The sequence below is a fragment of the Nitratireductor sp. L15S-10 genome, from assembly GCF_045011005.1.
Taxonomy (GTDB): Bacteria; Pseudomonadota; Alphaproteobacteria; order Rhizobiales; family Rhizobiaceae; genus Nitratireductor.
The window spans coordinates 904,189-928,826 of record NZ_CP120674.1; the positions used below are offsets into that span (position 1 = coordinate 904,189).

At 60.2% G+C, this 24,638-nt stretch carries 27 protein-coding genes and 1 riboswitch; of the genes, 17 read left to right on the forward strand and 10 right to left on the reverse strand.

The window, feature by feature from the left end; translation table 11 throughout:
• Positions 1-130 precede the first annotated feature (130 nt).
• From P2W41_RS04380 to P2W41_RS04405, 6 genes are read left to right on the forward strand one after another with little or no spacing between them, the layout of a single operon-like run.
• On the forward strand, positions 131-985 hold the full coding sequence (locus P2W41_RS04380; RefSeq protein WP_404934405.1) for an FAD binding domain-containing protein: 855 nt from the start codon (positions 131-133) through the stop codon (positions 983-985).
• A complete protein-coding gene (locus P2W41_RS04385; RefSeq protein WP_404934406.1) occupies positions 982-3,726 on the forward strand; it encodes a molybdopterin-dependent oxidoreductase in 2,745 nt (914 codons plus the stop codon). Before P2W41_RS04380 ends, P2W41_RS04385 begins: the two co-directional genes overlap by 4 nt.
• Complete coding sequence (locus tag P2W41_RS04390; protein ID WP_292897528.1) at positions 3,726-5,252, forward strand: 6-hydroxynicotinate reductase; 1,527 nt, start codon at positions 3,726-3,728, stop codon at positions 5,250-5,252. The genes P2W41_RS04385 and P2W41_RS04390 overlap by 1 nt, the downstream gene beginning before the upstream one ends.
• Positions 5,249-6,151 carry a UPF0280 family protein gene (locus P2W41_RS04395; RefSeq protein WP_404934407.1) on the forward strand — a complete coding sequence of 301 codons (903 nt, stop codon included), beginning with the start codon at positions 5,249-5,251 and terminating at the stop codon, positions 6,149-6,151. The genes P2W41_RS04390 and P2W41_RS04395 overlap by 4 nt, the downstream gene beginning before the upstream one ends.
• Positions 6,144-6,728 carry an amino acid synthesis family protein gene (locus P2W41_RS04400; RefSeq protein ID WP_292897524.1) on the forward strand — a complete coding sequence of 195 codons (585 nt, stop codon included), beginning with the start codon at positions 6,144-6,146 and terminating at the stop codon, positions 6,726-6,728. Before P2W41_RS04395 ends, P2W41_RS04400 begins: the two co-directional genes overlap by 8 nt.
• Positions 6,725-7,189, forward strand: a complete 465-nt coding sequence (locus tag P2W41_RS04405; protein ID WP_292897522.1) for a MarR family winged helix-turn-helix transcriptional regulator — start codon at positions 6,725-6,727, stop codon at positions 7,187-7,189. The genes P2W41_RS04400 and P2W41_RS04405 overlap by 4 nt, the downstream gene beginning before the upstream one ends.
• A gap of 105 nt (positions 7,190-7,294) precedes the next feature.
• On the opposite strand, the gene P2W41_RS04410 is transcribed toward P2W41_RS04405, so the two are convergent.
• Both P2W41_RS04410 and rpmB read right to left on the reverse strand, forming a co-directional pair.
• A complete protein-coding gene (locus P2W41_RS04410) occupies positions 7,295-7,927 on the reverse strand; it encodes a queuosine precursor transporter (protein ID WP_404934408.1) in 633 nt (210 codons plus the stop codon).
• A gap of 137 nt (positions 7,928-8,064) precedes the next feature.
• Positions 8,065-8,361, reverse strand: coding sequence for a 50S ribosomal protein L28 (gene rpmB / locus P2W41_RS04415; RefSeq protein WP_007010112.1), 297 nt, complete (start codon positions 8,359-8,361; stop codon positions 8,065-8,067).
• Positions 8,362-8,644: 283 nt separating this feature from the next.
• On the opposite strand from rpmB, the gene P2W41_RS04420 reads away from it, so the two are divergent.
• Both P2W41_RS04420 and P2W41_RS04425 read left to right on the forward strand, forming a co-directional pair.
• Positions 8,645-9,382: a DUF3108 domain-containing protein gene (locus P2W41_RS04420; RefSeq protein ID WP_404934409.1), complete on the forward strand. Its 738-nt coding sequence runs from the start codon at positions 8,645-8,647 to the stop codon at positions 9,380-9,382.
• Positions 9,383-9,406: 24 nt separating this feature from the next.
• Complete coding sequence (locus P2W41_RS04425) at positions 9,407-10,297, forward strand: DMT family transporter (RefSeq protein WP_292897516.1); 891 nt, start codon at positions 9,407-9,409, stop codon at positions 10,295-10,297.
• Between the two features lie 2 nt (positions 10,298-10,299).
• On the opposite strand, the gene gloB is transcribed toward P2W41_RS04425, so the two are convergent.
• Positions 10,300-11,067 (reverse strand): hydroxyacylglutathione hydrolase, encoded by a 768-nt coding sequence (gloB, locus tag P2W41_RS04430; protein ID WP_404934410.1) that lies wholly within the window; start codon positions 11,065-11,067, stop codon positions 10,300-10,302.
• 104 nt (positions 11,068-11,171) lie between these two features.
• Here gloB and P2W41_RS04435 point away from each other — a divergent pair, with 104 nt between their 5' ends.
• From P2W41_RS04435 to P2W41_RS04445, 3 genes are all read left to right on the forward strand, one after another.
• A complete protein-coding gene (locus tag P2W41_RS04435) occupies positions 11,172-11,936 on the forward strand; it encodes a class I SAM-dependent methyltransferase (protein ID WP_292897512.1) in 765 nt (254 codons plus the stop codon).
• A 3-nt stretch (positions 11,937-11,939) separates the two neighbouring features.
• Positions 11,940-13,007 (forward strand): NAD(P)H-dependent flavin oxidoreductase, encoded by a 1,068-nt coding sequence (locus P2W41_RS04440; protein WP_404934411.1) that lies wholly within the window; start codon positions 11,940-11,942, stop codon positions 13,005-13,007.
• An 83-nt stretch (positions 13,008-13,090) separates the two neighbouring features.
• A complete protein-coding gene (locus tag P2W41_RS04445) occupies positions 13,091-13,417 on the forward strand; it encodes a DUF1330 domain-containing protein (RefSeq protein WP_404934412.1) in 327 nt (108 codons plus the stop codon).
• A gap of 31 nt (positions 13,418-13,448) precedes the next feature.
• Here P2W41_RS04445 and P2W41_RS04450 read toward each other — a convergent pair whose 3' ends face one another.
• On the reverse strand, positions 13,449-14,417 hold the full coding sequence (locus tag P2W41_RS04450; protein ID WP_404934413.1) for an omptin family outer membrane protease: 969 nt from the start codon (positions 14,415-14,417) through the stop codon (positions 13,449-13,451).
• Between the two features lie 195 nt (positions 14,418-14,612).
• Positions 14,613-15,533 carry a homoserine O-succinyltransferase gene (metA, locus tag P2W41_RS04455; protein WP_292897504.1) on the reverse strand — a complete coding sequence of 307 codons (921 nt, stop codon included), beginning with the start codon at positions 15,531-15,533 and terminating at the stop codon, positions 14,613-14,615.
• Between the two features lie 53 nt (positions 15,534-15,586).
• Positions 15,587-15,664: riboswitch (SAM riboswitch) on the reverse strand.
• Positions 15,665-15,782: 118 nt separating this feature from the next.
• Between metA and hisC the strand changes: the two genes are divergently transcribed.
• Positions 15,783-16,883 carry a histidinol-phosphate transaminase gene (hisC, locus tag P2W41_RS04460; RefSeq protein ID WP_404934414.1) on the forward strand — a complete coding sequence of 367 codons (1,101 nt, stop codon included), beginning with the start codon at positions 15,783-15,785 and terminating at the stop codon, positions 16,881-16,883.
• Positions 16,884-16,886: 3 nt separating this feature from the next.
• Complete coding sequence (locus P2W41_RS04465) at positions 16,887-17,822, forward strand: prephenate/arogenate dehydrogenase family protein (RefSeq protein ID WP_404934415.1); 936 nt, start codon at positions 16,887-16,889, stop codon at positions 17,820-17,822.
• Positions 17,823-17,825: 3 nt separating this feature from the next.
• Here the strand turns inward: P2W41_RS04465 and P2W41_RS04470 are convergent, their stop codons facing one another.
• The gene (locus P2W41_RS04470) at positions 17,826-18,821 is read right to left on the reverse strand and encodes a DUF2125 domain-containing protein (protein ID WP_404934416.1); all 996 of its coding nucleotides are present in this window, start codon (positions 18,819-18,821) and stop codon (positions 17,826-17,828) included.
• Between the two features lie 75 nt (positions 18,822-18,896).
• Between P2W41_RS04470 and P2W41_RS04475 the strand changes: the two genes are divergently transcribed.
• On the forward strand, positions 18,897-19,430 hold the full coding sequence (locus P2W41_RS04475) for a gamma-glutamylcyclotransferase (protein WP_292897496.1): 534 nt from the start codon (positions 18,897-18,899) through the stop codon (positions 19,428-19,430).
• On the opposite strand, the gene P2W41_RS04480 is transcribed toward P2W41_RS04475, so the two are convergent.
• From P2W41_RS04480 to ftsE, 4 genes are all read right to left on the reverse strand, one after another.
• A complete protein-coding gene (locus P2W41_RS04480) occupies positions 19,427-20,236 on the reverse strand; it encodes a lysophospholipid acyltransferase family protein (protein WP_404934417.1) in 810 nt (269 codons plus the stop codon). The two genes, P2W41_RS04475 and P2W41_RS04480, sit on opposite strands and share 4 nt — an antisense overlap.
• Positions 20,237-20,306: 70 nt before the next feature.
• Positions 20,307-21,023: a YdcF family protein gene (locus tag P2W41_RS04485; RefSeq protein WP_404934418.1), complete on the reverse strand. Its 717-nt coding sequence runs from the start codon at positions 21,021-21,023 to the stop codon at positions 20,307-20,309.
• Positions 21,024-21,117: 94 nt separating this feature from the next.
• On the reverse strand, positions 21,118-22,107 hold the full coding sequence (locus tag P2W41_RS04490) for an ABC transporter permease (RefSeq protein WP_292897492.1): 990 nt from the start codon (positions 22,105-22,107) through the stop codon (positions 21,118-21,120).
• Positions 22,100-22,759, reverse strand: a complete 660-nt coding sequence (gene ftsE, locus P2W41_RS04495; RefSeq protein ID WP_223021660.1) for a cell division ATP-binding protein FtsE — start codon at positions 22,757-22,759, stop codon at positions 22,100-22,102. The genes P2W41_RS04490 and ftsE overlap by 8 nt, the downstream gene beginning before the upstream one ends.
• 169 nt (positions 22,760-22,928) lie before the next feature.
• Here ftsE and P2W41_RS04500 point away from each other — a divergent pair, with 169 nt between their 5' ends.
• The 3 genes from P2W41_RS04500 to P2W41_RS04510 all read left to right on the forward strand — a co-directional run bounded on the left by P2W41_RS04500 (position 22,929) and on the right by P2W41_RS04510 (position 24,620).
• Complete coding sequence (locus P2W41_RS04500) at positions 22,929-23,561, forward strand: hypothetical protein (RefSeq protein WP_404934419.1); 633 nt, start codon at positions 22,929-22,931, stop codon at positions 23,559-23,561.
• Positions 23,562-23,628: 67 nt separating this feature from the next.
• Positions 23,629-24,183, forward strand: coding sequence for a hypoxanthine phosphoribosyltransferase (gene hpt / locus P2W41_RS04505; RefSeq protein WP_292897484.1), 555 nt, complete (start codon positions 23,629-23,631; stop codon positions 24,181-24,183).
• Between the two features lie 71 nt (positions 24,184-24,254).
• Positions 24,255-24,620 (forward strand): response regulator, encoded by a 366-nt coding sequence (locus P2W41_RS04510; RefSeq protein WP_292897482.1) that lies wholly within the window; start codon positions 24,255-24,257, stop codon positions 24,618-24,620.
• Positions 24,621-24,638: the final 18 nt, after the last annotated feature.

Here is a 24,638-nt window from a genome sequence, read left to right on the forward strand (position 1 = left end):
TGGACCGAATGTTCCCCTTTGACAAGCGTGCTGAGGAGCGTATCATTCGTATACAAACAAATTTGGGCCCCGCCGTCAGAGCATCAAGAAGGGCCTGGGAACAACATCGCAAGTGGCAGGCAGGCGCAGCATGGACTATGCCAGACCGACCGAACTGGAGGAGGCGCTCGGGCTCTTATGCACGAAGCGCTGGAGCATTCTTGCCGGGGGTACGGATTTTTATCCCGCTCTTGGCGCGGCCCCGCTGAGAAGCGACGTGCTCGACATCAACGGGTTATCCGCGTTGAGCGGTATTGAAGAGACAGAGACGCATTTCGTCATAGGCGCACGGACGAGCTGGAGTGCGGTGATCGGTGCGGCGCTGCCGCCCGCCTTCGACATGCTCAAACAGGCGGCACGGGAGGTTGGCTCGGTGCAGATCCAGAACACGGCGACGGTCGCCGGAAACCTGTGCAACGCCTCACCGGCGGCAGATGGCGTTCCGCCGCTTCTGGCTCTGGATGCAGAGGTGGAATTGCGATCGGCAAAAGGTGCGCGCCATCTGCCGCTATCGGCCTTTATTCTCGGCAATCGCAAGACCGCGCGGGCGGATGATGAACTTCTCACCGCTATCCGAGTGCCCAAGGCAGCGACGCGCGGTGCCTCCGGCTTCGTCAAGCTGGGCGCGCGGCGCTATCTTGTGATTTCCATCGCCATGGCCGCTGCTCGGGTTGTGCCTGAGGGAGGGCGGATAGCGAAAGCCGCCATCAGTGTCGGTTCATGCTCTGCCGTGGCGCAGCGCCTTTCGGGGCTGGAAGCGCGGCTTGAAGGCGTCGAGAGGCCGGAGCTGCGCCGGACCGTGATGGACTACGCATTTCCGGAGCTTTCCCCCATCGACGATGTGCGTGGTACCGCTGCCTATCGGCGCGAGGCGGCGCGGGAGATCGTGATCCGTGCGCTTGAGCAGGCGTGGCAGGGCGCAGGGCGCAGCGAGGTGGCGGCATGAGCGGGAAAAGCCTTTCCTTATCTCTGGAAGTCAATGGCAAGTCGATCGTGACCGAGGTCTCTCCGTTGCAGCGGCTTTCTTCGGTGTTGCGTGACGAACTGGGCCTGACCGGCACCAAGGTCGGCTGTGACGCCGGTGATTGCGGGGCGTGTTCGGTGATGGTGGATGGCGCTGTGGTTTGTGCCTGCCTCGTGCCGGCAGCCGGTCTTTCGGGCAAAAGCGTGCGCACGGTGGAGGGGCTTTCAAATGGCAGCCTCTCGGCACTCCAGGAATCCTTCCTGCGCCACGGGGCGGCCCAGTGCGGGATTTGCACGCCGGGCGTTCTGGTGAGCGCGGCGGCACTTCTGGAGCAGAACCCGACACCGTCTGAGACCGAGGTGCAGGATGCGCTGGGCGGGGTTCTTTGCCGTTGCACCGGCTATCGCAAGATCATCGAGGCGGTGATGAATGCCAACCGCTCCGTGGGTGTCGATGCCAGCATGGTGGAGCAGGGTCATGCGGTTGGTGCCTCGCCGATCAGGCTCGATGGCGAGCGCAAGGTTAATGGAACGGAGATTTTCGGCGCGGATGAGCGACCTGCCGATGCGCTGTCGGTCGCGGTTGTGCGGTCGCCTCATTGGCACGCCGATTTCGAAATCGGCGACACGGAGGCGTTCATCGCCGCGCATCCGGGCATTGTCGCGGTTTTCACGGCAGCCGACATCCCTGGCGAAAACCGGTTTGGCGTCATCCCGCCTTTCGCCGATCAACCGGCGCTGGCCGAGGGCCGGGCGCGGTTTCGCGGCGAGGCGGTGGCGCTGATTGCAGGCGCGCGCGATGCAGTCGAGGCACTTGATATGGATGCCTTCCCGATCCGCTGGCAGGAGCTGCCCCATGCGCTGACGCCCGATGAGGCCCGGCGGGAAGGCTTTGCGGATCTGCATGAGGGGCGGACGGGCAATGAGCTGACGCGAGGGTTCGTGGAATGCGGCGACCCGGAAGGCGCGCTTTCCAAAGCCTTTGTCTCTGTTTCGGGAGAGATAGAGACCTCCTATGTGGAGCACGCTTATATCGAACCGGAAGCGGGCTATGCGATGATGGATGGCGACATGCTGGTCATCAAGGCCTGCACGCAGGCGCCCTATATGGATCGCGACGACACGGCCAAGGTGCTCGGTCTGCCGCCGGAGAAGGTGCGCATCGTGCCGTTGGCGACGGGCGGCGGTTTCGGTTCCAAGCTTGACGTCTCCTTGCAGCCGCTGGTGGGGCTGGTGGCGCTCAAGACCGGGAGACCGGCGGCGATTGTCTATACGCGGGGCGATTCCATGCGCTCCACCACCAAGCGGCACCCGGCAACGATGCGCGCTTCGATTGCGGCGGATGAGGCAGGGCGCGTTACCGGCATGGTGTTTGAAGGGGATTTCAACACCGGGGCCTATGCAAGCTGGGGGCCGACGGTTGCAAACCGCGTTCCTGTTCACGCGTCGGGGCCCTATCGCACGCCGAATTATCGCGCCACGGGGCGGGCCATCCACACCAATGGTCCGATTTCGGGCGCGTTTCGCGGGTTCGGTGTGCCGCAGGCGACGATCATGCAGGAAACGCTCTATGACCGGCTGGCGGAAAAGCTGGGACGCGACCGGCTGGAATTCCGCATCGAGAATGCGCTTGCCGATGGGGATCGCACCACCTGCGGACAGGTTCTTTCTGGCGTCGGTATTCGCCAGTGTCTCGAGGCGCTGAAACCGCACTGGGCGCGGGCGCAAGGCGAGGCAGAGAAAGCCAATGCGCGAGAGGGCAGGGTGCGGCGGGGCATCGGTGTCGCGTCGTGCTGGTATGGCTGCGGCAACACCGCGCTGCCGAACCCTTCAACCATTCGCGTGGGGATCACGGCTTCCGGTGCGGTGATGCTGCATCAGGGCGCGGTGGATATCGGGCAAGGATCGAACACGGTGGTGACGCAGATCTGCGCCGATGCAAGCGGTCTGCCGCTCTCGGCGTTTCAGCTTGTGGGCGGTGATACGGTTGTCACGCCGGATGCCGGGAAGACATCCGCCTCGCGCCAGACCTATGTGACGGGCAAGGCTGCCGAAAAGGCGGGGCGTGCCCTGCGTGAGAAAATCCTGCGCTTTGCCAATGTGTCAGAGGGGGCGGCTATCGCGCTGGAGGATGGCGCGCTGGTGATCAGCGAGGGGACGGAGCGCCGGCGCGTGGCGCTTTCCGATATTGAGGCCGACGCGCATGGCTATGCGTTTTCGGCGGAAGAGACCTACGATCCGCCCACGACCGCGCTGGACGAGAAGGGGCAGGGTGTTCCCTATGCGGTCTACGGTTATGGTGCGCAGCTTGTCGAGCTGGAGGTCGACCCCACGCTTGGCACGGTGCGGCTCCTGAAGATCACCGCGGCGCATGATGTGGGCCGTGCGATCAACCCGCTTCTGGTGGAAGGCCAGATCGAGGGCGGTATAGCCCAGGGCATTGGCCTTGCGCTGATGGAGGAATACGTACCGGGGCGCACTGAAAACCTGCATGATTATCTGATCCCCACCATTGGCGATGTGCCGCCGATCGAAACGATTCTGGTGGAAGTGCCGGACCCGGAAGGGCCTTTTGGCGCCAAGGGGCTGGGCGAGCATGTGCTGATCCCCACCGCGCCGGCGATCCTCAATGCGATCCGCCATGCGGTGGGAGTAGAAGTTACGAAAGTGCCGGCTACGCCGAGCCGCATTCTGGCGGCGATCCGGGCACGGGAGAACGGGTGATGAACGAACTCACCGAGCGTTTTGAGGTCACGCCGCCGAAGAAGCCTTCGGACGAAAAGCTGCGCTGCGATGCCTGCCCGGTGATGTGCTATATCGCCGAGGGGCGCACGGGTGCGTGTGATCGCTATGGCAATTTCGACGGGCGCATTACCCGATGTGATCCGGTGATGATCCTTGAACATGCCGCCGAGGTGGGGGATGCCGTCGTCCCCTTTGAAGGCGAAGTGCCGTGGGATGGCGAATTGGTCAACACGAAGCGCCGCTTCGTGAGCGCGGTGGGCGCGGGCACCACCTATCCGGATTACAAGCCTGCCCCCTTCATCGTTTCGCAGGAGGTGGAGGGTGTCGACCTCGTCACCGTGGTGACGGAGGGCATCTTTTCCTATTGCGGGGTGAAGGTGAAGATCGATACGGACCGGCATCTGGGGCCCGAAGCGGCCACGGTGCGGGCGAATGGCGAGGCGGTGGGCCATGTCACCACCGCCGAATATGGCAGCCAGATGCTCTCGCTCGGCGGGGTTCATCACCTGACCGGCGGATCGAAGGCGGAGGGTCGCGTTACCTGCCAGGCGATGCTCGACCTGTGCAACAAGAAGCCGGTGGAGCTGACCATTGACGGGGGCGCGAGCGTCATCGTGCAGGCCGGTCAGCCGCCGGTGATCGACGGAACGCGTGAAGAACGCATGCGGGTGGGCTGCGGCTCGGCCACCATCGGCATGTTCGCTACCCAGTGGAAGGGGCTCGTGGACGAGGTCGTCGTGGTCGATGACCACATTACCGGTGTCGTCTCCGAGCATCAGGCGGGCAAGGTGATCGGCTGGGAGGATACCGGCATCAAGATCATCGGCCGCCGTTCCACGCCGGGGCGTTATTTCAAGGTGTCAGAGCCGGGGCTCGGATGGGGCGGGACGACCATTGACGACCCGCTCGATATTCTGGGACCCTTCAATGAGAAGAAGGGCGCGCGGCCGGGGCTCTCCCTGCTGATGGTTTCGACCACAGGCGAGCAGTTTGCCTATTATGAACTTGATGAGGCGCTTCAGCCGGTCAAGAAGCCCTTTCCGGAGCGGCTGCGCAAGTCGGTCGACCTGATCGAGCAGAATTGCGAGCCGGCACTGTGCACCGTGCTTTTCATGGGTGGAGCAGGTGGCAGCCTGCGCGCCGGCGTGACGGAGAACCCGGTCAATCTGACGCGCTCCGTTCAGGGCCTCAAAACCTATGTCACGGTTGGTGGAGCGCCGGTTTATGTGTGGCCGGGTGGCGGCATCACCATCATGGTGGATGTGATGCGCACGCCGGAAAATGCCTTTGGCTATGTGCCGACGCCGGCGCTGGTCGCGCCCATAGAATTCACGCTCAGGCGGGAGGATTATATTCGCCTTGGTGGCTATGCAGATGAAATCCGCAGCGTAGAGGACGTGCTGGAAAAGGGTGGCGAATATTTCAACCCGCGTGAGGCGCGGGGGGCTGTGGTTTCCAATCCCTGGCCACCGCTTCAGCAATTGCGCCGGGAACCGAAACGATGAGCGGTCCAACCGCCAGCTGGCTTGCCGATGGACGCCGCCTGCATTTGAACCACGGGCCCATCGATCTGATCGTCGAGGCCTTTGGCGACGAACAGGAGCGGCTTTTGGCCTACCGACAGGCGGTTGCGCGCTTCGAGACGATCCTTGACGAACTGGTGGCGGAACTACCGGCCCTGCGCAGTCCGGCTGGTGCGAGGCTCCGCCGCTTTTGCGGCTCCACCGCGCAGCGTATGGAAAGGGCGGCGCATGCGCATGTGCCCGCTTTCGTTACGCCGATGGCCGCTGTGGCCGGCAGTGTCGCCGATGAAGTGATGGCGGCACTTGTGAAAGACCGGGCGCTGGCACGGGCTTATGTGAACAATGGCGGTGATGTTGCGCTTTACCTGGCTGAGGGTGAGAGGCTGGACATAGCGATAGCAGGCACCGGCCATGGAATGGCTGATCGCATCGCGGTGCGCGCCAGCGATCCGGTCCGTGGAATTGCAACCAGCGGCTGGCGCGGCAGAAGCCATTCGCTCGGGATTGCGGATGCCGTGACGGTTGTTGCCCGCTCGGCGGCGGCGGCTGATGTGGCGGCGACACTGATCGCCAATGCCATCGATCTGCCGGGACATCCGGCCGTGAAGCGTGCCCCTGCAAACGACATTGACCCGGACAGCGATCTGCGCAATCGCCTGGTGACACTGGCGGTGGGGGCGCTTTCCTGCGCCGATATTACGCTTGCCCTCGACAACGGGCTTGTCACCGCGCTGGCCATGCGTGAGCGTGGCCTTATTGAGGCGGCGGCTCTGTTCCTGAGGGGGAAAGCCCGAGAATGCGGTTCAATCACGCTGGAGATGCCAGCGCATTCGACCGCCCCTGCTAATTCTGACGTACAAAAAGGTTTCATCCATGCCTGAATTCACCCTGCGCAAAATTGCGCTTGTCACCGAAGAAATTTTTCACGAGGGCGGCCCGGCGCCCGCCGAGCCCCGCCGACGGGCGGCGGCTCTTGCGCTGGTCAGGAACCCTTTTGCAGGCGGATATGCCGAAGAGCTTGAAAGCGCGATGGAGGATCTGAAACCTCTCGGCCTCGATATGACAGACCGGCTGATCGCCGCGCTCGGGGGGGATGCTTCGGTGATCGATGGTTTCGGCAAGGGGGCGATCGTCGGCACCGATGGGGAGCTTGAACATGGCGCCCTCTGGCATGTTCCTGGCGGCTACGCGATGCGCGAACGGCTTGGTGATTCAAAGGCGATTGTGCCTTCGTCGAAAAAAGTCGGGGCTTTCGGTGCGCGCATAGACATTCCGCTCGGGCATATCAATGCTGCCTATGTGCGCAGCCACTTCGATGCGATGGAAGTGGGGTTGGCAGACGGCCCTCGTCCGGACGAGATACTGTTTGTGCTTGCCATGGCGTGTGGTCCGCGTATCCATGCGCGCATGGGTGGCTTGAAAGCGCAAGACGTGAAAGGTGAGGACGGCCTCAGATGAGTGTGGAACAGGGCAAGCTCAGGGTTCTGGCCGGCGGAAAGTCCGCCGATGCCTATGATCTGAGCGAGCAGGTCGGCTTTATCCTGCGCAAGGCCAACCAGCGCCATCTGTCGATCTTCGCTTCGCGCATAAGCGAGTTGACGCCGCCGCAATTCGCGGCTCTGGCCAAGCTTTACGAGGTGGGCGCCACCTCGCAGAACCAGCTTGGCCAGCTGGTGGCGATGGATGCCGCCACCATCAAGGGGGTCATCGACCGTTTGAAGGCGCGTGATCTGGTTGTGCTCAAACCGCATGGGCGCGACCGTAGGCGGCTTGTGGTGAGCCTGAGCGAGGAGGGCAGGACGCTGATCGAAGCGCTGCTCCCCGAGGCACTCGAGGTGAGCGAGGAAACGCTCGCACCCCTTACGCCGCGCGAGACGGCAACTTTCCTGCGCCTCCTGGCGAAACTTGCCGAGGGTTAGGTGCTAGAGCGGTTCATCGTTTCACGGAAACGCTGCTCGGTTCTATCTATCAGTTTTTCCGCATTCTTGCGCACGTCAGGTGATTCCTCCTGACTACAAATTGCTCTACGGCCGGCTAACGGCCGGTCCGGGGCGCAGCATGGTCAGAAGCGCACCATAGGGCGCGAGCATCGCAACCCCGATCAGGATCTTCACCGTGAAGTCGCCAAGTGCCAGTGATAGCCAGAGCGGTGCTTCAATGCCTGTGCCGAACAGCGAGACGGGGAAGGCAAGAGATCCATCCTCAAGGCCAAATGCCGTGTCGAGAAACGCGAAGCGCGCGGCAAATGCCAGCGAGAAAAACAACACAGTGTCGAGCATGGAGCCGAGAAGCGTGGAGATCAGCGGTGCGCGCCACCAGGCGCTCCCGCGAAGCCTGTCGAAGACGGCCACATCGAGCAATTGTGCAAAGAGAAAGGCAGCACCCGAGGCGATGGCGATGCGCGGGCTCGCAAGCCAGATCGAAAGCACCACCGCAAGCAGGAAGCCGGACAGAACCACGCGCCGCGCGGCGGCAGGGCCGAAACGGCGATTCGTCAGGTCGTTGATCAGAAACGCCACCGGATAGGTGAACGCGCCCCAGGTGAGCAGATCGCCGAGACCAAAATGCTGAAATGGATACTGGACGAGAAAATTCGAGGCGGTGACGATGAACGCCATGGCGGCCATGAATGGCCAGATCGCATAGAGACGATGCATTTTTTTATCCTGGGTGATGGAACCAGAAAGCCCGCCAACGGCGCTTTTCACTCGGGCAGAAGCCCATTCATGATCTGCGCGGCCACGGCGGGCCAATGAATTTTTTGCCGAGCCGCAGCCATGCTGCGGCCGTGGCCTCAGGCTGCGGCCTGCTCGGCGATCTTCTTCTCGACCTGCTTCTTGAGCAGACGGGCGCGCTGGGAAAGCTCGTTGGCCTTCGCTTTCACGAGAAACGCGTCGAGACCGCCGCGATGCTCCACTGTGCGCAGGGCATTGGCGGAAACGCGCAGGCGCACGTTCTGGCCAAGAGCCTCGGACTGAAGCGTCACATGGCACAGGTTGGGAAGAAAGCGACGACGCGTCTTGTTGTTCGCGTGGCTCACATTGTTGCCGGTCATTACGGCTTTGCCGGTCAGTTCGCAGGCGCGGGACATTTCTCAAACCTTCATCGTCTTGGCCCGTCCATACCCAACTGCGCACCTGAAACTGGCGGCGCACTGTCGATTGTTGGCGGCCTTATGGAAAAAGTTGCCGTTCCATAGAGATATTTGGCGTGTGGGTCAAGCACCCTGCGACGCGGTTGGGTCAATCTCCATGGCCCTTTTCCAAAGATTTGCCTTATTATTCTTCTTTACGCAAGTGGAGGGACGCGCCGGCTTGTCGGCATGCTGGAGGGCACGGCTCGTGATGCGGCCTGCTATTGTTCGAATTTTTCTGGTGATCTTTCTTCTGGGCACAACCGGAAACGCCGGTGCTGAGGGCGGGGAAACGCACCGCTTTCAATACAGCGCATCGCTGTTCGGCATTCCCATCGGCAGGGCTGATTTCACAAGCAGGCTTGAAGAGAACCGTTTCGAGGTCTCGGGGCGTTTTGCAAGCGCGGGTGTGGCCCGGCTGTTTGACCGGACCGATGGGCGTGTCACGTCAAAAGGGCGGCTTTCCAGGCAGTCCGTCGTACCTTCTTTCTACGAACTCGCCTATACGAGCGGGAAGAAGCGGGAGACGACTTCGATCCAATACAAGAAGGGGCAGGTCGTGAAGACGGTGATAACGCCGAAGCCCAAGAAGCGCGGCAATGACTGGGTCGCCGTTTCGAAGGAGGATCTTACGGATGCGCTCGACCCGCTCTCGGCACTGCTCTCTCCAGCGAAAAGCGGCTCAGACGTCTGCAAACGCCGTTTCAAGGTTTTTGATGGTGAAATGCGCGCTGACATCGTCTTTTCACCTGCCGCCAAGGGTGAGCGTGTCGGACGCGACCTGATCACCTGCAAGGCGCGTTTCATTCCGATTTCCGGCTACCGGAAGGGGCGGTCCACAATCGCTTTCCTGCGCGACAAGGCTCGTATACTGGTTTCTTTCAAACCGCTTGGCTCGCGTGGTCATCACACGCCCGTTCAGGCGCAGATCGCAACCAAGATTGGCACGGTTCATATTCAGGGCCGGCCAGTCGACTAGAACAGTCATCAAGGGGAGGAGCAATTGGCGCGTGCCACGCTGATCGGGTTCACGGCGGTCGTCATGTGGGCGCTTCTGGCGCTTTTCACGGCTGGTACGGGAAAGGTTCCTCCATTCCTTCTTTCCGCACTGTCCTTTTCGGTGGCCACACTGATTGGCCTTGTGATGCGGGTCGCTGCTCCGTCGGACGGACCTGCAGAACCTGTGCCGCCGGTGGTGTGGCTCATCGGTATCGCGGGGCTTTTCGGCTATCACTTCTTCTACTTCACGGCGCTGCGTAACGCGCCGGCGGTGGAGGCGAGCCTGATCGCCTATCTATGGCCATTGCTGATCGTGCTTGGCTCGGCGTTGATGCCGGGTGAACGGCTTGGCTGGCATCATATCGCGGGCGCGCTTCTGGGGCTTGCGGGTACGGCGCTTATCATCACCAAGGGCGGTGGGTTCAGCTTTGAAAGCCGCTATGCGCTTGGTTATGCGGCAGCGGGGGCCTGTGCTCTTTTCTGGTCTGGCTATTCGCTTCTCTCGCGCCGGTTTGACGCCGTGCCAACCAGCATTGTCACGTGGTTCTGCGCGGCAACGGCTGTGCTTTCAGCGCTCTGCCATCTCGGGCTGGAGGAGACCATCTGGCCGGCTTCAGCCGGGGAGTGGCTAAACGTGCTTGGCCTAGGTCTCATGCCGGTGGGGGCAGCGTTCTATGCATGGGATTACGGGGTCAAACGCGGCAACATTCAGGTGTTGGGCGCGGCAAGCTATGCCGCCCCGCTTCTTTCGACGCTGATCCTGATTGCTGCAGGCGCTGCAGAGTCAACGGCAAACATCATCGCCGCCTGCCTTCTGATCACGTTCGGTGCCGCCCTTGCTGCAAAGAACATGATCCTGAAGCCGCGCCGGCAGCAAGCCGGTGCGGCATCGTAATATCAGGAAATATCCTTGCGCTTCCTGATCTCGGCAAAGACTGCTTCGTCGCTTGCATCCTCCATGCCGAGATTGCGGCGGATGATCGGGTCGTGCCAGCGCAGGAAGGGGTTTGTCGCCATCTCCTTGCCAATGGTCGTGGGCAGGGTAGGCCGGCCTTCGCTGCGAAGACGCGAGATTTCCTTCGCGCGTTCCCTGAGCGCGGAGTTGGTCGGATCCACCGTCAATGCGAAGCGGGCATTGGTTTCAGTGTATTCATGGCCGCAATAGACGACCGTTTCCAATGGAAGTGCGGCCAGCTTTCGGAGTGAGGCCAGCATCACGGGCGGCTTGCACTCGAAAAGGCGACCGCAACCGAGCGCAAATAGCGTATCGGCGGTGAACACGATGCCGGCATCGGAGAAATGGTAGCTCACATGGCCTGCCGTGTGCCCGGGGGTCTCGATCACCGTGGCGCTCTGTTTTCCGATAGAAATCGTGTCGCCTTCGCTGACAGCGCGATCTATGCCGGGTATGCGGTCGGCTTCTGCAGCGGGGCCCGTGATGGTCAGGCCAAAGCGCTCTTTCAGGGCGAGGTTTGCTTCCACGTGATCCGGGTGATGATGCGTGGTGAGAATCATAGTCGGCCGCCAGCCCGTGCGTTCAACGGCCGAAAGGATAGCGCGTTCTTCCGGCGCATCGATCAGGGCTGTTTCGCCAGTTTCGCTGTCATGGGCCAGAATGCCGAAATTATCGCTTCGGCACATGAACTGTTCAATTTCGAGGGCCATGGGTCTCTCCGTTATCGGGCGGACGATAGGGCGAGGGCGCCGGCTTGTCACGCCGGGTGCGACAATTCTTGCCGGTGTCGTGGAAGGGGGGTACCGTCGCAACCATGATTTCGGACATCGTCGCGCTTCGCGCCTTCTACTCTTCCCTGCTTGGTCGTCTGGCCGAGCGTTCTCTCGCCATGGCGCTCTCGTCGATCTGGTCAAAGAGCGCCAGTGAACGGCTGGTGGGCCTTGGCTACACATTGCCCTGGCTCGACCGCTTCGGTGCAGATGCTGAGCGCGCATTCGCGTTCATGCCGGCCATGCAGGGGGCAGTTCCGTGGCCCGTGGGGCAACCCTCAACCACCGCGCTGGTGTTCGAGGAGGAACTGCCGCTGCCTGACTCCTCGGTAGACCGGGTTCTCATGATTCATGCGCTGGAGCACACGGAAAATCCGCAACAGGCGCTCCTGGAAATCTGGCGGGTTCTGGCGCCGGGTGGCCGCCTCGTCATCGCGGTGCCCAATAGGCGAGGCATGTGGGCCCGGTTCGAGAACACCCCCTTTGGCACCGGGCGGCCTTATTCGCGCACACAGCTTGCGGAGGCGCTGCGCGAAGCAAATTTTACTGCGACGGCCTGGGGCGATGCCCTGCATTTTCCCCCCTCCGAGCGTCGTTTTGTGCTGCGGCTTCATCAATTGCTGGAACAGGCGGGACGACGCTTCTGGCCGATTTTTGCCGGTGTTCTTGTGGTGGAGGCTGAAAAACGCCTCTATCAGGGCCTGCCAGTGACAGCCCGCGCATCGCGCCGCGTTTTTGTTCCGGTTCTTTCACCGCAGGGTGCCACGCGTGTCGGCGCGATCCGGCGTAATCAGGAAAGGGAGTGCTGATTGATGGCGATGAATACCCGGATCTCCGAATTGTTCGGTATTGAGCTACCTGTTCTTCTTGCGCCGATGGCGGGATCCGCCGGGTCGGAACTCGCCATCGCGGTGAGTGCGGCGGGCGGGCTTGGCGCTTTGCCCTGCGCAATGCTGACGCCGGAAAAGATCCGCACCGAAATGGGGGTTATCCGGCAGCGTACAGACAGGCCGGTCAACATGAATTTCTTTTGCCATGTGCCGCCAACGCCTGATGCAAAGCGCGAAGCGGCTTGGCGCGAATGCCTGCGGCCGTACTATTCCGAATTCGGCATAGATCCCGACGCCGCGCCTGCCGGTGCGGGCCGAAATCCCTTTAACGAGGAAAGCTGCGCCATCGTTGAAGAGTTTCGTCCAGAGGTGGTAAGCTTTCATTTCGGCCTGCCAGACGCTCTCTTGATGCAGCGTGTGCGCGATGCGGGAGCGAAGATAATCGCTTCTGCCACGACTGTCGCCGAGGCGCGGTTTCTAGAGGAGAACGGCTGCGATGCCATCATCGCCCAAGGCGTGGAAGCCGGAGGCCACAGAGGCGTTTTTCTTGAACCGGATATCGCCACGCAGCCGGGAACACTGGCTCTGGTACCGCAGGTGGTCGATGCGGTCTCTGTTCCGGTCATCGCTGCCGGGGGCATTTCCGATGGTCGGGCGGTGGCCGCCTGCTTCGTGCTTGGCGCGTCTGCCGTTCAGGTGGGGACGGCCTATCTGCAATCGCCGGAGGCGCTTACCAGTCAGGGGCATCGGGATGCGCTGGCGCTGGCACGGGATGATCGCACCGTTCTTACCAATGTATTCACGGGGCGTCCGGCCCGGGGTCTGCTGAACCGCTTCGTCAGCGAAGTGGGACCCATGAGTGACAAGGCTCCGGCATTCCCTCTGGCCACAGCAGCGGTGGGTCCATTGCGCGCTGCTGCCGAGAAGGCGGGCGTGAGTGATTTTTCACCGCTCTGGGCGGGACAGGCGGCCGCTCTGGCCGCTCCGATACCGGCTGGCGAACTGACCGTCAAATTGGCCCGCGATGCCGAGAAACTCCTTCGAGGATAACGTTTACCCCGGGGGTAATTGGTTTCATTCGGAAGGCACTCCAATGTGCTCTCGAACAGTGTTTGAGAGAAGGGTGTCGCCCAATGCAAGCCTACGCAATCGGTCATCTTCGCAATGTCGTCATCGGCTCGGCCATTGTCGAGTATCTGGAACGTATCGATGAAACGCTGGAGCCGTTCGGCGGGCATTTCATCGTCCACGGTGCGCCGCCGGACGTGAAGGAAGGAAACTGGGAGGGCGACCTGATCGTGATCGCCTTCCCCAGTCGTCAGAACGCCGACGACTGGTATGCATCGTCAGCCTATCAGGCCATCAAGCGCTTGCGCAGTGACCATTCGGACGGCAACGTTTTGCTGGTCGACGGGGTCGATCCTGGCCATAAAGCAAGCGATATTCTGACCTCATCATAAGAGTGGCGAACTGCGCCTGACCTGGAAGGTTTCAGAATTCGACCCTGAAACCACCAGAGAGCGTGACGGAACGGAATTCAAGACCTGCACCATCCTGAAATGCCTCGACTGGTGCGCCGGAAGCGATTTCGTAAATCCGCCCGTCGCCGATTTTGCTGAAGTGTTGCTCGAAAGTTCCGGCGAGAAACAGATTGGTATTTTCGGTGAGGCTGTACTCCATCCGCCCGGATAGGGAAACAAACGGCAGCATGCCGAAATCCTCACGGAAACGCAGGTCGCGCTGCCAGTGGTGATCCTCGTCCCTGACTTCGAAATTGAGGCCGCCACGAGCCTGCAGCGCAAGGGTCCAGCCATTGTGTCTAGTGGTGGCTTCCGCTCCGAGGAAAACACCCGGAAACTGTTGCTGATAAGAGATGCCACGCACATTGTCGGGAAAACTTCCTATGTCGTCGCGAAAGCCCGCTTCGCTGTAAACATACGAACCACCATACGAAGTCCATTTGACATCCGTGTATTTAAAGCCGCCATGCAGGTTGAGGATTACTGTATCCCTAATCTCGAAATCCCGTCCGAATGCGATGTCGCCTGTGAAATAATGGTCCAGCTCGGTTTGGGGATGGATCGAACGGTCACTCCAGTCATTGAAGGTGTAGCTGGGTGCTGCATCGAGCCAGTCGTAGTCCTCCATCCGGCTATCTCCGGAGAATCCCACTGTTGCGCTTGCTTTCAACGTCCAGGGTCCGGCGAACCGCGCTTCTAAAGTGCCCGTTATGACGGGAGCTTCGCTTTCCCAATAAAGCGCGCTGATGCGGTTTCCAGCAGTATCGTAAACGATCTCTTCAGCCTGGAGAAAGGTGTACCCCACGCCTCCAATGAAGGTGATGTCGCCGCTATCTGATAACACCACCTGGGCATCCTGCAGCCTTCCGTCCGCGGCGAATGAATTTCCCGTTAAAGTAGAAAATATGAGAACCGAAGCCGAGATAAAGTTGCGCGTCATTCATAGCTTCCTATGAGAATATGATAAATTATAACTAAAATACAATGATTTAAGGTATCTCAGAAATCACTTTAGGTCGCAAGGGAGTGCAAGCAGGAATTGTTAAATCCCTCCTTGGTTCCTATGCGATAGATCTCGCTGTGGGCATGCAAGCCAACCGAAGACCGGCAAGCAGCGCCTTATCGCGTGATGAGGTCAGCGCTGACCGATCTGTTCAAGCTCATAAGGCGTCGACTGGTAGACCTGATTGATCCAGTTTCCGAAGAGCAGGTGCGCGTGCGAGCGCCAGCGGTTGAGCGGCGGGCGGCTTGGATCGTCATCAGGGTAATAACCGTGCGGGACCGCAACCTCGGTTCCTGCTGCAACATCGCGGTCGTATTCCTCCTTGAGCGAGGTGGAATCGTATTCGATGTGATTGAACATATAGAGCCGATTGCCGGTTTCTTCTGTCAGGAGACAGGGACCGGTGACATCCGATTCCATGAGCACCTGAAGGCCACGGTCGGTGGGAATGTCTGAAGAGCGGACTTCTGTCCACCGTGATACCGGGATGGCGAAATCGTCTGAGAAACCGGCCAGAAACGGCGACGCGGGGGCGTTGTTGCGGTGCCGGAAGACACCGAAAGCCTTCTTCTCAAGCGTGTATTTTGGAATGCGGTGGAAATGCCAGGCAGCCGCCATGGCTCCCCAGCAGATGTAAAAGGAGGAATGGACGTTGGTCAGCGTCCAGTCCAGTATTTCTTCCAGCTCTTTCCAGTAGGTAACTTCCTCGAAAGGCAGAAGTTCAATGGGCGCACCGGTTATGATGAAACCGTCGAACTTGCGGTCCCGGACTTCCTCCCAGGTCTGGTAGAAGGAAATGAGGTGTTCCTCCGGTGTGTTCTTGGCGCGGTGGTTGCCGATGCGCACGAGGGTCAGCTCCACCTGCAGAGGTGAGGCGCCAATCAGACGGGCGAACTGGGTTTCGGTCCGGATTTTGTTGGGCATGAGATTGAGGAGCCCGATCTGCAGAGGGCGGACATCCTGCCGCAGGGCTGTCTGCTCGTCCATCACGGACACACCTTCACGCACGAGCACGTCGCGGGCGGGAAGCTGGTCGGGTATTTTGATCGGCATCGTTTTGCTCCAACAAAAAAGACCGGTGGCGAAATCGCGACCGGTCTCAGCAAATTCTGCTTCGCACGGCCTTTTAGCGAATTGTTTTACGTGGCTGCAAGCCGACCGGCCAAATCACCACGAAGAGAGACCTTTATTTAGGATGGTGTTTTCTTTGCGTCAATCGTCGTCATGGTCTAAAGCAACGGACGGATTTTCTACGCAAGGGTCGAGGATCCGATCAACCGATTTTCAAAACAGGACCATTCAATGAGCACGTCCGTCCGTCCCGAACCGAAGCCCGGTGTCATGGATATCGCCGCTTATGTGCCCGGCCGTGAAAGCGCCCCGGGTGCAGCAAAGGTGTGGAAGCTCTCCTCAAACGAATCTCCGCTCGGGCCCTCGCCCGCGGCTGTCGAGGCGATTTCCAAAGCGATGGGGCATCTGGAACTTTATCCGGACGGATCTGCCACGAAGTTGCGTGACGCCATTGCGGAGACGCACGGGCTCAACCCGGCCAACATTCTTTGTTCCAACGGATCCGATGAGTTGCTGGGTCTGCTTGCACAGACCTATATCAAGCCCGGCGACGAGGCGGTTTTCACCGAGCACGGATTCCTTGTCTACCGTATCCAGACGCTGGCTGCCGGGGGTACGCCGGTGGTGGTGAAGGAGGACAATGAGCGCGCGGATGTCGATGCCATTCTCGCGGCGGTGACGAACAAGACGCGCATTGTGTTCCTGGCCAATCCGAATAACCCGACCGGGACGTATCTGCCGGTGGACGAGGTGCGCCGCCTACAGGCGGGCCTGCCCAAGAATGTTCTTCTGGTGCTCGATGCGGCCTATGCCGAGTATGTGCGCCGCAACGACTATGAATCGGGTATCGAGCTGGTTTCTTCCTGCGAGAATGTCGTGATGACGCGTACCTTTTCCAAGATCCATGGAATGGCGGCGCTGCGCATCGGCTGGATGTATGCTCCGGTGCATGTGGTGGATGCGGTGAACCGGGTGCGCGGTCCGTTCAATGTCAATGCGCTGGCCATCGAGGCAGGTGCCGCGGCGATCCGCGACAAAGCTCATGTGGAGCGAGCCGTTGCGCACAATGAGACGTGGAGTTCCTGGCTGGTCGACGAACTCGTCAAGCTTGGTCTCAGGGTCACGCCCAGCGTCGGTAATTTTCTGCTGATTCACTTCCCGGACAATGGAGGCAAGTCGGCGGCTGATGCGGACGCTTTCCTTGGGTCACGCGGCTATATACTGCGCAGGGTGGTGCCTTATGGTTTCCCCAATGCATTGCGCCTGACCGTCGGCCCGGAAGAGGCCAATCGCGGCGTTGTTGCCGCGCTCAAGGATTTCATGGAAAGCTGAGTTGTGCCTGACCCACTTTTTGAAAAGATCGCGCTGGTCGGCATCGGCCTGATCGGTTCCTCGCTGGCGCGAGCCATCAGGCATGGCGGTCTTGCATCAACCGTCGCGATTTCGAGCCGGAGCGAAAAGACCCTCTCCAGAGCGCGCGAACTGGGATTGGGCGATGTCTATGAGCAGGGTGCGGCCGAAGCAGTGCAGGATGCCGATCTGGTGATCGTCTCGGTCCCCGTGGGGGCTTCCGGGGCGGTGGCGGAAGCCATCGCGCCCGGGTTGAAACCGGGCGCGATTGTCACAGATGTCGGCTCGACCAAGGCGTCGGTGATTGCGCAGATGCAGCCGCACCTGCCTGACAACGTCCACTTCATCCCCGGGCACCCGATCGCGGGTACGGAAGATTCTGGTCCTGATGCCGGTTTCGCAGACCTATTTGAAGGGCGCTGGTGCATTCTGACACCGCTTCCCGATACCGATTCCGATGCGCTCTCGCGTCTGACGGCGTTCTGGGAGCGGTGTGGTGCCATGGTCGACAGCATGGACCCGCAGCATCACGATATGGTGCTTGCCATCGTCTCGCACCTGCCGCACATCATCGCCTACAACATCGTCGGCACAGCGGACGACCTGGAAGCGGTCACCAAGTCGGAAGTCATCAAATACTCGGCCTCCGGATTTCGTGACTTCACGCGCCTTGCAGCCTCCGACCCGACCATGTGGCGGGATGTGTGTCTGCACAATAGCGATGCCATTCTGGAGATGCTCGCACGCTTTTCCGAAGATCTTTCCGCGCTTCAGCGCGCGATCCGCTGGGGCGATGGCGATAAGCTCTTTGAGATGTTTACGCGGACGCGTGCGATACGGCGGTCCATCATCGAGGCAGGTCAGGATATCGACGTGCCGGACTTTGGCCGGCACGCACTGGCGCATCCCGAGAAGTCGTAAGCGTCACTGGACGGGCGGGATCGACCCAAGCGGCAGAAAGCCGACGAAAACGCGACCCTGGCGAATGTTCACCGGCAGGGTCGGTGCCGTGCCGAGATTGGCGAGCCCTGCCGTTATTCCAGCGATCTCGTCGCGCCTGTCCGGTAGAATCTCGCCAACGAGTTGCGCAATCCTCTCCGGCTCGTTGACCGTCACGCGCAGTTCGGCATCGACGAAACCGTTATCTGCGATGCGGATCGGCCCTTTTAGCATGAGGCCCGAATCTCCGCCCGCGATCTTCAGGCTGAGATTTTCAATTTTCCCCGAGCGCCCACGCAATCCGGTCGCCTCGATGCTGGCCAGTGACACACCGTTTTCGACGGTCAGGAGCAATTCGCCATCGATCGCCGGGATCGCGCTGCCGTTTGTGAGCCCTGGATCGATTGTAAAAGCCTGCGCAATGAGGGCGATGTCGAGATCGCTTCCGTTTTGTCTTGTGTGGCCCTGAAGCGCTTCTGCACGGGCAATGGGCTGGCGGCTCTCGTCATCGAGTGTCAGGACAACATTTCTTGCCTCACTGGAGATGCGTTCGGGCAGGCTTGTCGTCAGGCGCGCGCTGACGCGCATGTTTTCCCAGCTCGCTTCGAGGGCCGGGAGATAGGGTGTTGCTATGCGGGCAGGTCCATCAAGCTCGCCGACCGTGCGCATTGGCTGGTAGACCTGTGCTGCGGAGCGGAAGGCACCGGCGCTGACCGAAACACCGTTTTTTGCGTCTTCGTAGAAGACGCTTCGGCAGAACAGACCGATGCGGAACGGATAGCCACGCGCTGTGGGCTCTTCGCAGTTTGCGCGCTGGTGGCCGACGTTCAAATTCTCGATTGCCGTGATGGTGCGTCGTTCCAGTGTGTCCGCAGCGTAGAACCAGACGCCCGTATAAGTCAGGATCGCCAGAACGATGAAAAGCGCAAACAGAATGAAGCGGCGACTGAAGCTGCGCCTGGCGCGTTTTCTTGACGGCATGTAGTCCTCCGGTTAACCCGTTCGCCTCTAGTCATGGCGACACGGCAGCACCCTTTCAAGCATTGGGCAGGCGATATGGACGATTTTTGGGTCTTTGGCTACGGATCGCTGATGTGGCGCCCGGGTTTTGCTCATGTCGAAACCTGCAAGGCGAGACTATACGGCTATCGCCGCGCTCTGTGCATTTATTCCCATGTTCATCGTGGCACCCCGGATCGCCCGGGGCTAGTCCTCGGGCTCGACCGGGGCGGATCCTGTCTGGGTCTTGCCTTTAGGGTTCCAGGCGAGCTCGAAGGAGAGGTGATCGGTTATCTGCGCGAGCGGGAGCTTGTCACGAATGTCTATCTGGAACGCCGGGTCGGTATCCGCTTGGCAAACGGGACCTCGGTAACCGCGCTTACCTACGTGGTTGATCGCAGGCATGGCCAGTATGCCGGCAGTCTCGACATCGACCATGCGGTACAGCAGGTTCGCGCATCCATAGGGCAATCGGGACCCAATGTGGATTATGTTCGCAACACCGTGGAGCACCTGAAGGCACTGGACATTCGCGATTACTGGCTCGAAGCTGTGGCTGCGCGCCTCGACGAGACGGCGAGTTTACTTTAGCGCAGCCCGCTTTCACCGGCTTCCTGTAAAATGCCCAAATCCCTCAGGCGCTGGCGAGCGGTTTCAGGAAGTGGCGGCGGGTTGGGGGAAGTGGCCGCCTCGGCCAGCATCTCGTCGCAGGCGGCTTCGGTTTCCCTGACCAGGCGTTCTTGGAACACCTCACGGGGAAGCCCGGCCTCGATAGGCGGCAAAAAACGGGCACGGATCACGCCTGGATGGCGGAGAAACTTGCGCCGGGGCCAGAAGAGTCCCGCAGCGTGCGCGACCGGCACCACGGGGACGCCAAGCTGGGCATAGAGTTCAACAATGCCGTATTTGTAGGCTGGCTCGGCACCCGGCGGACGGCGCGTGCCTTCCGGATAGATGATGAGCTGACGGTTGTCCTGCATCAGCTCGTGAGCCGATTTAACAGCTTGTTTCAGCGCTTTGGTACGGCTGCCGCGATTGATCGGGATCATGCGCATCTTGGCCACATACCAGCCGAAAAACGGGATCCAGACCAGCTCCCGCTTCAGAATATAGAGTGCGTCGGGAATGTTTGGCAAAAAAGCGATCGTGTCCCAGAACGACTGGTGCTTCGGGGCAATGATGCAAGGGCCGTCGGGCAGGTTTTCAAGGCCCGTGATCTCGGATCGTGCACCCGTGATGACCCTTTGCAACCACAGGCTGGAAGCGGCCCAGAATTTTGGCACGAACCAGGCCTTCTTGCGCGGCAAAAGAAAAAACAGCGGAGTCCAGAATAACATCTGAACGATGAGGTTCAGATAGAAAACGGCGTTGAAAACGGCAGAACGGATAAAGAGCATGAAGTTGGCCCGTTGGGTGTCTTGCGAGGCTCTTACATTAACAGAACAGTGAGGCAAAGCGCTGATGGGGTCAGTCGTGGCGTGCCGTTGCTTTCGTGAGTTTCGCGGGGGCGCTCATGCGGGTGTTTCTGGGTAGCGGAATAACCTCGCGGACAAGTGCGCCGACATACTTGGTATATTCGGTTGCAAGCACCCGTAGCGCATCGGGTTTTGCCAGCCAGGCGCCGTTATCGAGCGGGGTGTTGACGACGGGATAGGGGTGGACCTCCGAATCCGGCAGGAGGCGCTGCATTTCGAGGAGGCTGCGCGGCATGTGATAGTTGTTCGTCACAAGGATAATGCTGTTGTAGGCGTTTGCCTGAACCCATTTGGCACTTTCCTCGGCGTTGCCAATTGTATCGAGTGCGGCGTGGTCGATATCGACGCAGCAATCAAAGAGAGCCGCTTCGCTACCGGTCGCGATGCGCAGATCGTCCGCTCGTGCCACGGGGTTTACACCGCTTATCAGAAGCCTTTTCCCCTTGCCGGCCTTGAGCAGGCTTACCGCTGCATCAATGCGCGATTGTCCGCCGGTCAGAACGATAATGCCATCGGCATCGTCGATATTGCGCGGGGCCGAGAGGTGTCCAATATGATCGGCGAATAACCCAAAGCCGGCAATGAATGCAGAGGTTGCAACAAGGCAAACCAAAAGAGCCACCCGGACCACACGGCGCATGCCAAACCGGCTGCCGCGTGGCGGAGGCATTCCCGGGCCGTCGAGGCCGCTCTGGCGCTCTTGTCTCATGGTGTGATGGTTAGCCATAAATTGCGGCAATGGATAGTCGACGAGATACTGGTCAACAAGCGATAGCCGCATTCTCTCTACATGCTGCCGAGCCCTACATGCTGTCGGGATGAGTGCTGTCCACGTTTTTCAGATAGGATAGCACGGTGACATGGGTGGTCGCTGCCGTCAGAACAGCAATAACGACGACGATGGCACCAACCCCGATATAACCCGAGGGGCCGATCGCGAAATTTCCGAAAAGCGCATTCGCCTGATCGGCTTCCGGGGTGGCCATGTTCCGGGAAGACCACCAATAAAAGCCGATGAAAACGAGAATTGCGCCGATTCCGCCAGCCGCTGCACCCTTCATGCCGGCGAGCAGGAAGTGGCGCCGGAACTGGGAGGCGATGAACGGCGCTTCTGCGCCGACGAAATGCAGCACCTCGATAATGTGGCCGTTTCCTGCCATGGCACCACGGGTGGCGAAGATCACAGTCAGGGCAGTGGCCGAAAGCATGAGTGCGAGGGCCGACATGCCGATCGTTACCGTGGTTCGGGCCATAGCGACCAATCGATCGACCCATGTACGATGGTCGTCCAGGGTGGCGTTTGCCACGGTCTCCTGCAACTGCGAGCGCATGGCGGCAAAATCGGGACGCGACAGAGGATCGATGGTAACAATCACCAGTCGCGGCACGGGGAGGCTCTCGATGTCGAGACCGGTGCCAAGCCACGGCTCCAGAAGACGGGCGGTGGCTTGAGCATCGACGACAGTCGCATCGATGACCCCGGGATAGCCTGCGGCAATATCGCGTGCCTGGGCCAGTGCGGATGCCATGTCGAGCCCTTCCTCGGGCTTGATCTGGATCGTCGCCTCGCGGGCGATCTGCGTCTGCCAGGTTGCCGCCGTATCCCGCACGAGGGTTACCGCGCCCAGCGTGAGACAGGACAGAAATGTCATGATCGCTATGACAAGAACCATGGCGCGGCCGGCCACATTGTCCGGAGGCACGATAGGCATCTGCTTGCGAGAGACCGCCCCGCGCGCGCCGGAACTGAGGCGCGCGCCGAGATTTTTCAGGAGGCGCTTGGTCTCAGTCATAGATTTCGAGCCTTCCGCCGGACAAAACCATGCGGCGCGCATCCACCTGATCCATCAGGCCGAGATCGTGGGTGGCGATGAGAACGGCGGTGCCGAGACGATTCAACTCGATAAGAAGCCGAAGCAGGCGGCGAGCCAATTGCGGATCCACATTGCCGGTCGGCTCATCGGCCAGAAGGATTCGTGGCTGCTCAATAAGCGCACGGGCTATGGCTGCGCGCTGCTTCTCTCCGCCTGAGAGAATGGGAGGCAGGACATGCATGCGTTCACCCAGTCCCACCCATTTCAACAGCTCGATTACATCGCTGCGATAAGTGGATTCCTCCCGCCCGCGTACACGCAGAGGGAGCGCTACGTTCTCGTAGGTGGTAAGATGGTCAAGCAGACGAAAGTCCTGGAACACGACGCCGATATTGCGCCGGAGGAGCGGTAGTTCGGTTCGCGTGATCGCGGAGCGATCCTTGCCGAAAATGGTGATTAGCCCGCGTGTCGGCTTAAGAGACATGAAGAGCAGGCGAAGCAGCGTTGTTTTGCCGGCACCGGAAGGGCCGCTGAGGAACTGGAAGGAACGTTCGGGCAGGTGGAAGGAGACGTCACGGAGAATTTCCGGACCCATCCCATATCTATGGCCGACATTTTCAAATCGAATCACGTGGAACCTGCGTTCTGTGAGTGGCGGACGCTGCCTGGACGCATGCTGCCAGACCATCAACCCGCATGGTTAATAGCAAGTTAACTCTTGCTTGATATGCGTGATGGCGAAGCATTAACCATTTCCATTTACCCCGGAAAGGTGGATCACGAAAGGACAGTCTGCCTGCATGAGGCACTCTGACAGCACACGCCCCGTTTCGGGTGAAATCATGATGCCCGACCCGGTGCGGCACGCGCAGCCCCTGGGCGCGGCAGCGTGTGAGGCGGTTGATGCAGACTTCGAAACAGTTATTGCTGCCGCCCCCACCACCCCTGCGTCTGTGTCCAGGCCTTCGACCGAACAGGTTGTGGCAGGGCTCGATATGCTCAGAACAGGCGGTCAGAGCGCGCGACAGAAGAACTCACGTGCCGGGCCGGCCTTCTGGTTGTTCGGGGCCCTGATCACGGTCGGAGCCTTCTGGATATCCGGAGGGCACAGCCTTTTTCGGGAACTGAATGTTCTTGCATCCCATCAGCCTCAACAGGTTCTTCAGCTTGTCGATGTGACATCACGGGTGGAGCGGCAGGGAGACAATGCCATGCTCATCGTTGACGGGGCCGCACTCAACGGTGGCGATGATCTCGTGCTGCTTCCGCCGATCTCGATCAACGTTCTCACGGAAAACGGCTCGACAACGCGCTATTTTTTGGGGACAAACACCCAGCATCTCGGTCCGGGCGCGCGCTTTCCCTTCTCCAGTCGGCTTGTCGCGCCTAGGGAAGGGATCAAGTCCGTCTCTGTGACGTTTCATACGTCATAGATCATCTGGTTTCGCGGTTCCGGGTAATGAGAATCACCGGAAGTGCCCTGACAGGAGTTCGCCGCCCATGCCTGTTGTTCGCGGCAAGGAGATCGAGGTTTTGTTTTCAGCCTCGACGATCGCCAGGCGCAATCTGGAACTCGCCAAGGACATCGCTTCGCGCGATTATGACGATCTGCTCGTCATCTCCGTTCTCAAGGGGTCATTCATCTTTGCGGCGGATTTGATCCGCGCCATGCACGATGTCGGCATTTCGCCGGAAGTGGAGTTCATCATGATCTCCAGCTACGGCGCCGGAACGGAAAGCGGCGAGATCAAGGTGCTGCGCGATATCGATAATGATGTGAGCGGCCGCGACGTGCTGCTCATCGACGATATTCTGGAATCGGGAAAGACGCTCAAGCATACGCGCGAATTGATGCTTTCGCGGGGAGCCAAGTCGGTTTCAATCGCTGTGCTTTTGGACAAGCATTCGCGGCGGCAAACGGAAGTCGATGCCGACTTCGTCGGCTTTGAATGCCCGGACTACTTTGTGGTCGGTTACGGAATGGACGTGGCCCACGCTTTTCGTGAGTTGCCTTTTGTCGGTGTCGTCAAAGGCGATGCCAATAGTGATAGCTGAGCGGCAATATTTTAGACAAGTGATGGCTGGCTCGTTTACCGAAGCGTAATCGGATCAGGTGAAAACAGGCCATGGCTAAGCTTTTGATCGTCGAGGACGATGAGTCCGTCCGTAATTTTACCGCCCGCGCGTTGAGTGCTGCCGGTCACACCGTGGAAACCGCGGGTGACGGTCTTGAGGGACTTGAGCGGATCAATGCCACGGCGGGAAACTACGACCTCGTCCTTTCGGATATCCGTATGCCGGCAATGGACGGCATTGAGATGGCACGCGCCGTCGCAGACGCGTTTCCTGGACTTCGGCTGCTTCTCATGACCGGCTACGCGGACCAGCGCGAACGGGCGGTCGAGCTCGAAGGCACAGTCTCGGGTGTGGTGAACAAGCCTTTCACGCTGAGTGAGCTGCGCCAGCGCGTTGGCGAAGCACTTGCTGCCTGACCGTCCAGGTTAGGCAAG

What these genes read in the sequence shown, in the direction of transcription:
- P2W41_RS04380 (WP_404934405.1), top strand. Translation starts at nt 131, where the DNA reads ATGGACTATGCCAGACCGACCGAACTGGAGGAGGCGCTCGGGCTCTTA.
- P2W41_RS04385 (WP_404934406.1), top strand. Translation starts at nt 982, where the DNA reads ATGAGCGGGAAAAGCCTTTCCTTATCTCTGGAAGTCAATGGCAAGTCG.
- P2W41_RS04390 (WP_292897528.1), top strand. Translation starts at nt 3,726, where the DNA reads ATGAACGAACTCACCGAGCGTTTTGAGGTCACGCCGCCGAAGAAGCCT.
- P2W41_RS04395 (WP_404934407.1), top strand. Translation starts at nt 5,249, where the DNA reads ATGAGCGGTCCAACCGCCAGCTGGCTTGCCGATGGACGCCGCCTGCAT.
- P2W41_RS04400 (WP_292897524.1), top strand. Translation starts at nt 6,144, where the DNA reads ATGCCTGAATTCACCCTGCGCAAAATTGCGCTTGTCACCGAAGAAATT.
- P2W41_RS04405 (WP_292897522.1), top strand. Translation starts at nt 6,725, where the DNA reads ATGAGTGTGGAACAGGGCAAGCTCAGGGTTCTGGCCGGCGGAAAGTCC.
- P2W41_RS04410 (WP_404934408.1), bottom strand. Translation starts at nt 7,927, where the DNA reads ATGCATCGTCTCTATGCGATCTGGCCATTCATGGCCGCCATGGCGTTC.
- rpmB (WP_007010112.1), bottom strand. Translation starts at nt 8,361, where the DNA reads ATGTCCCGCGCCTGCGAACTGACCGGCAAAGCCGTAATGACCGGCAAC.
- gloB (WP_404934410.1), bottom strand. Translation starts at nt 11,067, where the DNA reads ATGGCCCTCGAAATTGAACAGTTCATGTGCCGAAGCGATAATTTCGGC.
- P2W41_RS04435 (WP_292897512.1), top strand. Translation starts at nt 11,172, where the DNA reads ATGATTTCGGACATCGTCGCGCTTCGCGCCTTCTACTCTTCCCTGCTT.
- P2W41_RS04440 (WP_404934411.1), top strand. Translation starts at nt 11,940, where the DNA reads ATGGCGATGAATACCCGGATCTCCGAATTGTTCGGTATTGAGCTACCT.
- P2W41_RS04445 (WP_404934412.1), top strand. Translation starts at nt 13,091, where the DNA reads ATGCAAGCCTACGCAATCGGTCATCTTCGCAATGTCGTCATCGGCTCG.
- P2W41_RS04450 (WP_404934413.1), bottom strand. Translation starts at nt 14,417, where the DNA reads ATGACGCGCAACTTTATCTCGGCTTCGGTTCTCATATTTTCTACTTTA.
- metA (WP_292897504.1), bottom strand. Translation starts at nt 15,533, where the DNA reads ATGCCGATCAAAATACCCGACCAGCTTCCCGCCCGCGACGTGCTCGTG.
- hisC (WP_404934414.1), top strand. Translation starts at nt 15,783, where the DNA reads ATGAGCACGTCCGTCCGTCCCGAACCGAAGCCCGGTGTCATGGATATC.
- P2W41_RS04470 (WP_404934416.1), bottom strand. Translation starts at nt 18,821, where the DNA reads ATGCCGTCAAGAAAACGCGCCAGGCGCAGCTTCAGTCGCCGCTTCATT.
- P2W41_RS04475 (WP_292897496.1), top strand. Translation starts at nt 18,897, where the DNA reads ATGGACGATTTTTGGGTCTTTGGCTACGGATCGCTGATGTGGCGCCCG.
- P2W41_RS04480 (WP_404934417.1), bottom strand. Translation starts at nt 20,236, where the DNA reads ATGCTCTTTATCCGTTCTGCCGTTTTCAACGCCGTTTTCTATCTGAAC.
- P2W41_RS04485 (WP_404934418.1), bottom strand. Translation starts at nt 21,023, where the DNA reads ATGAGACAAGAGCGCCAGAGCGGCCTCGACGGCCCGGGAATGCCTCCG.
- P2W41_RS04490 (WP_292897492.1), bottom strand. Translation starts at nt 22,107, where the DNA reads ATGACTGAGACCAAGCGCCTCCTGAAAAATCTCGGCGCGCGCCTCAGT.
- P2W41_RS04500 (WP_404934419.1), top strand. Translation starts at nt 22,929, where the DNA reads ATGAGGCACTCTGACAGCACACGCCCCGTTTCGGGTGAAATCATGATG.
- hpt (WP_292897484.1), top strand. Translation starts at nt 23,629, where the DNA reads ATGCCTGTTGTTCGCGGCAAGGAGATCGAGGTTTTGTTTTCAGCCTCG.
- P2W41_RS04510 (WP_292897482.1), top strand. Translation starts at nt 24,255, where the DNA reads ATGGCTAAGCTTTTGATCGTCGAGGACGATGAGTCCGTCCGTAATTTT.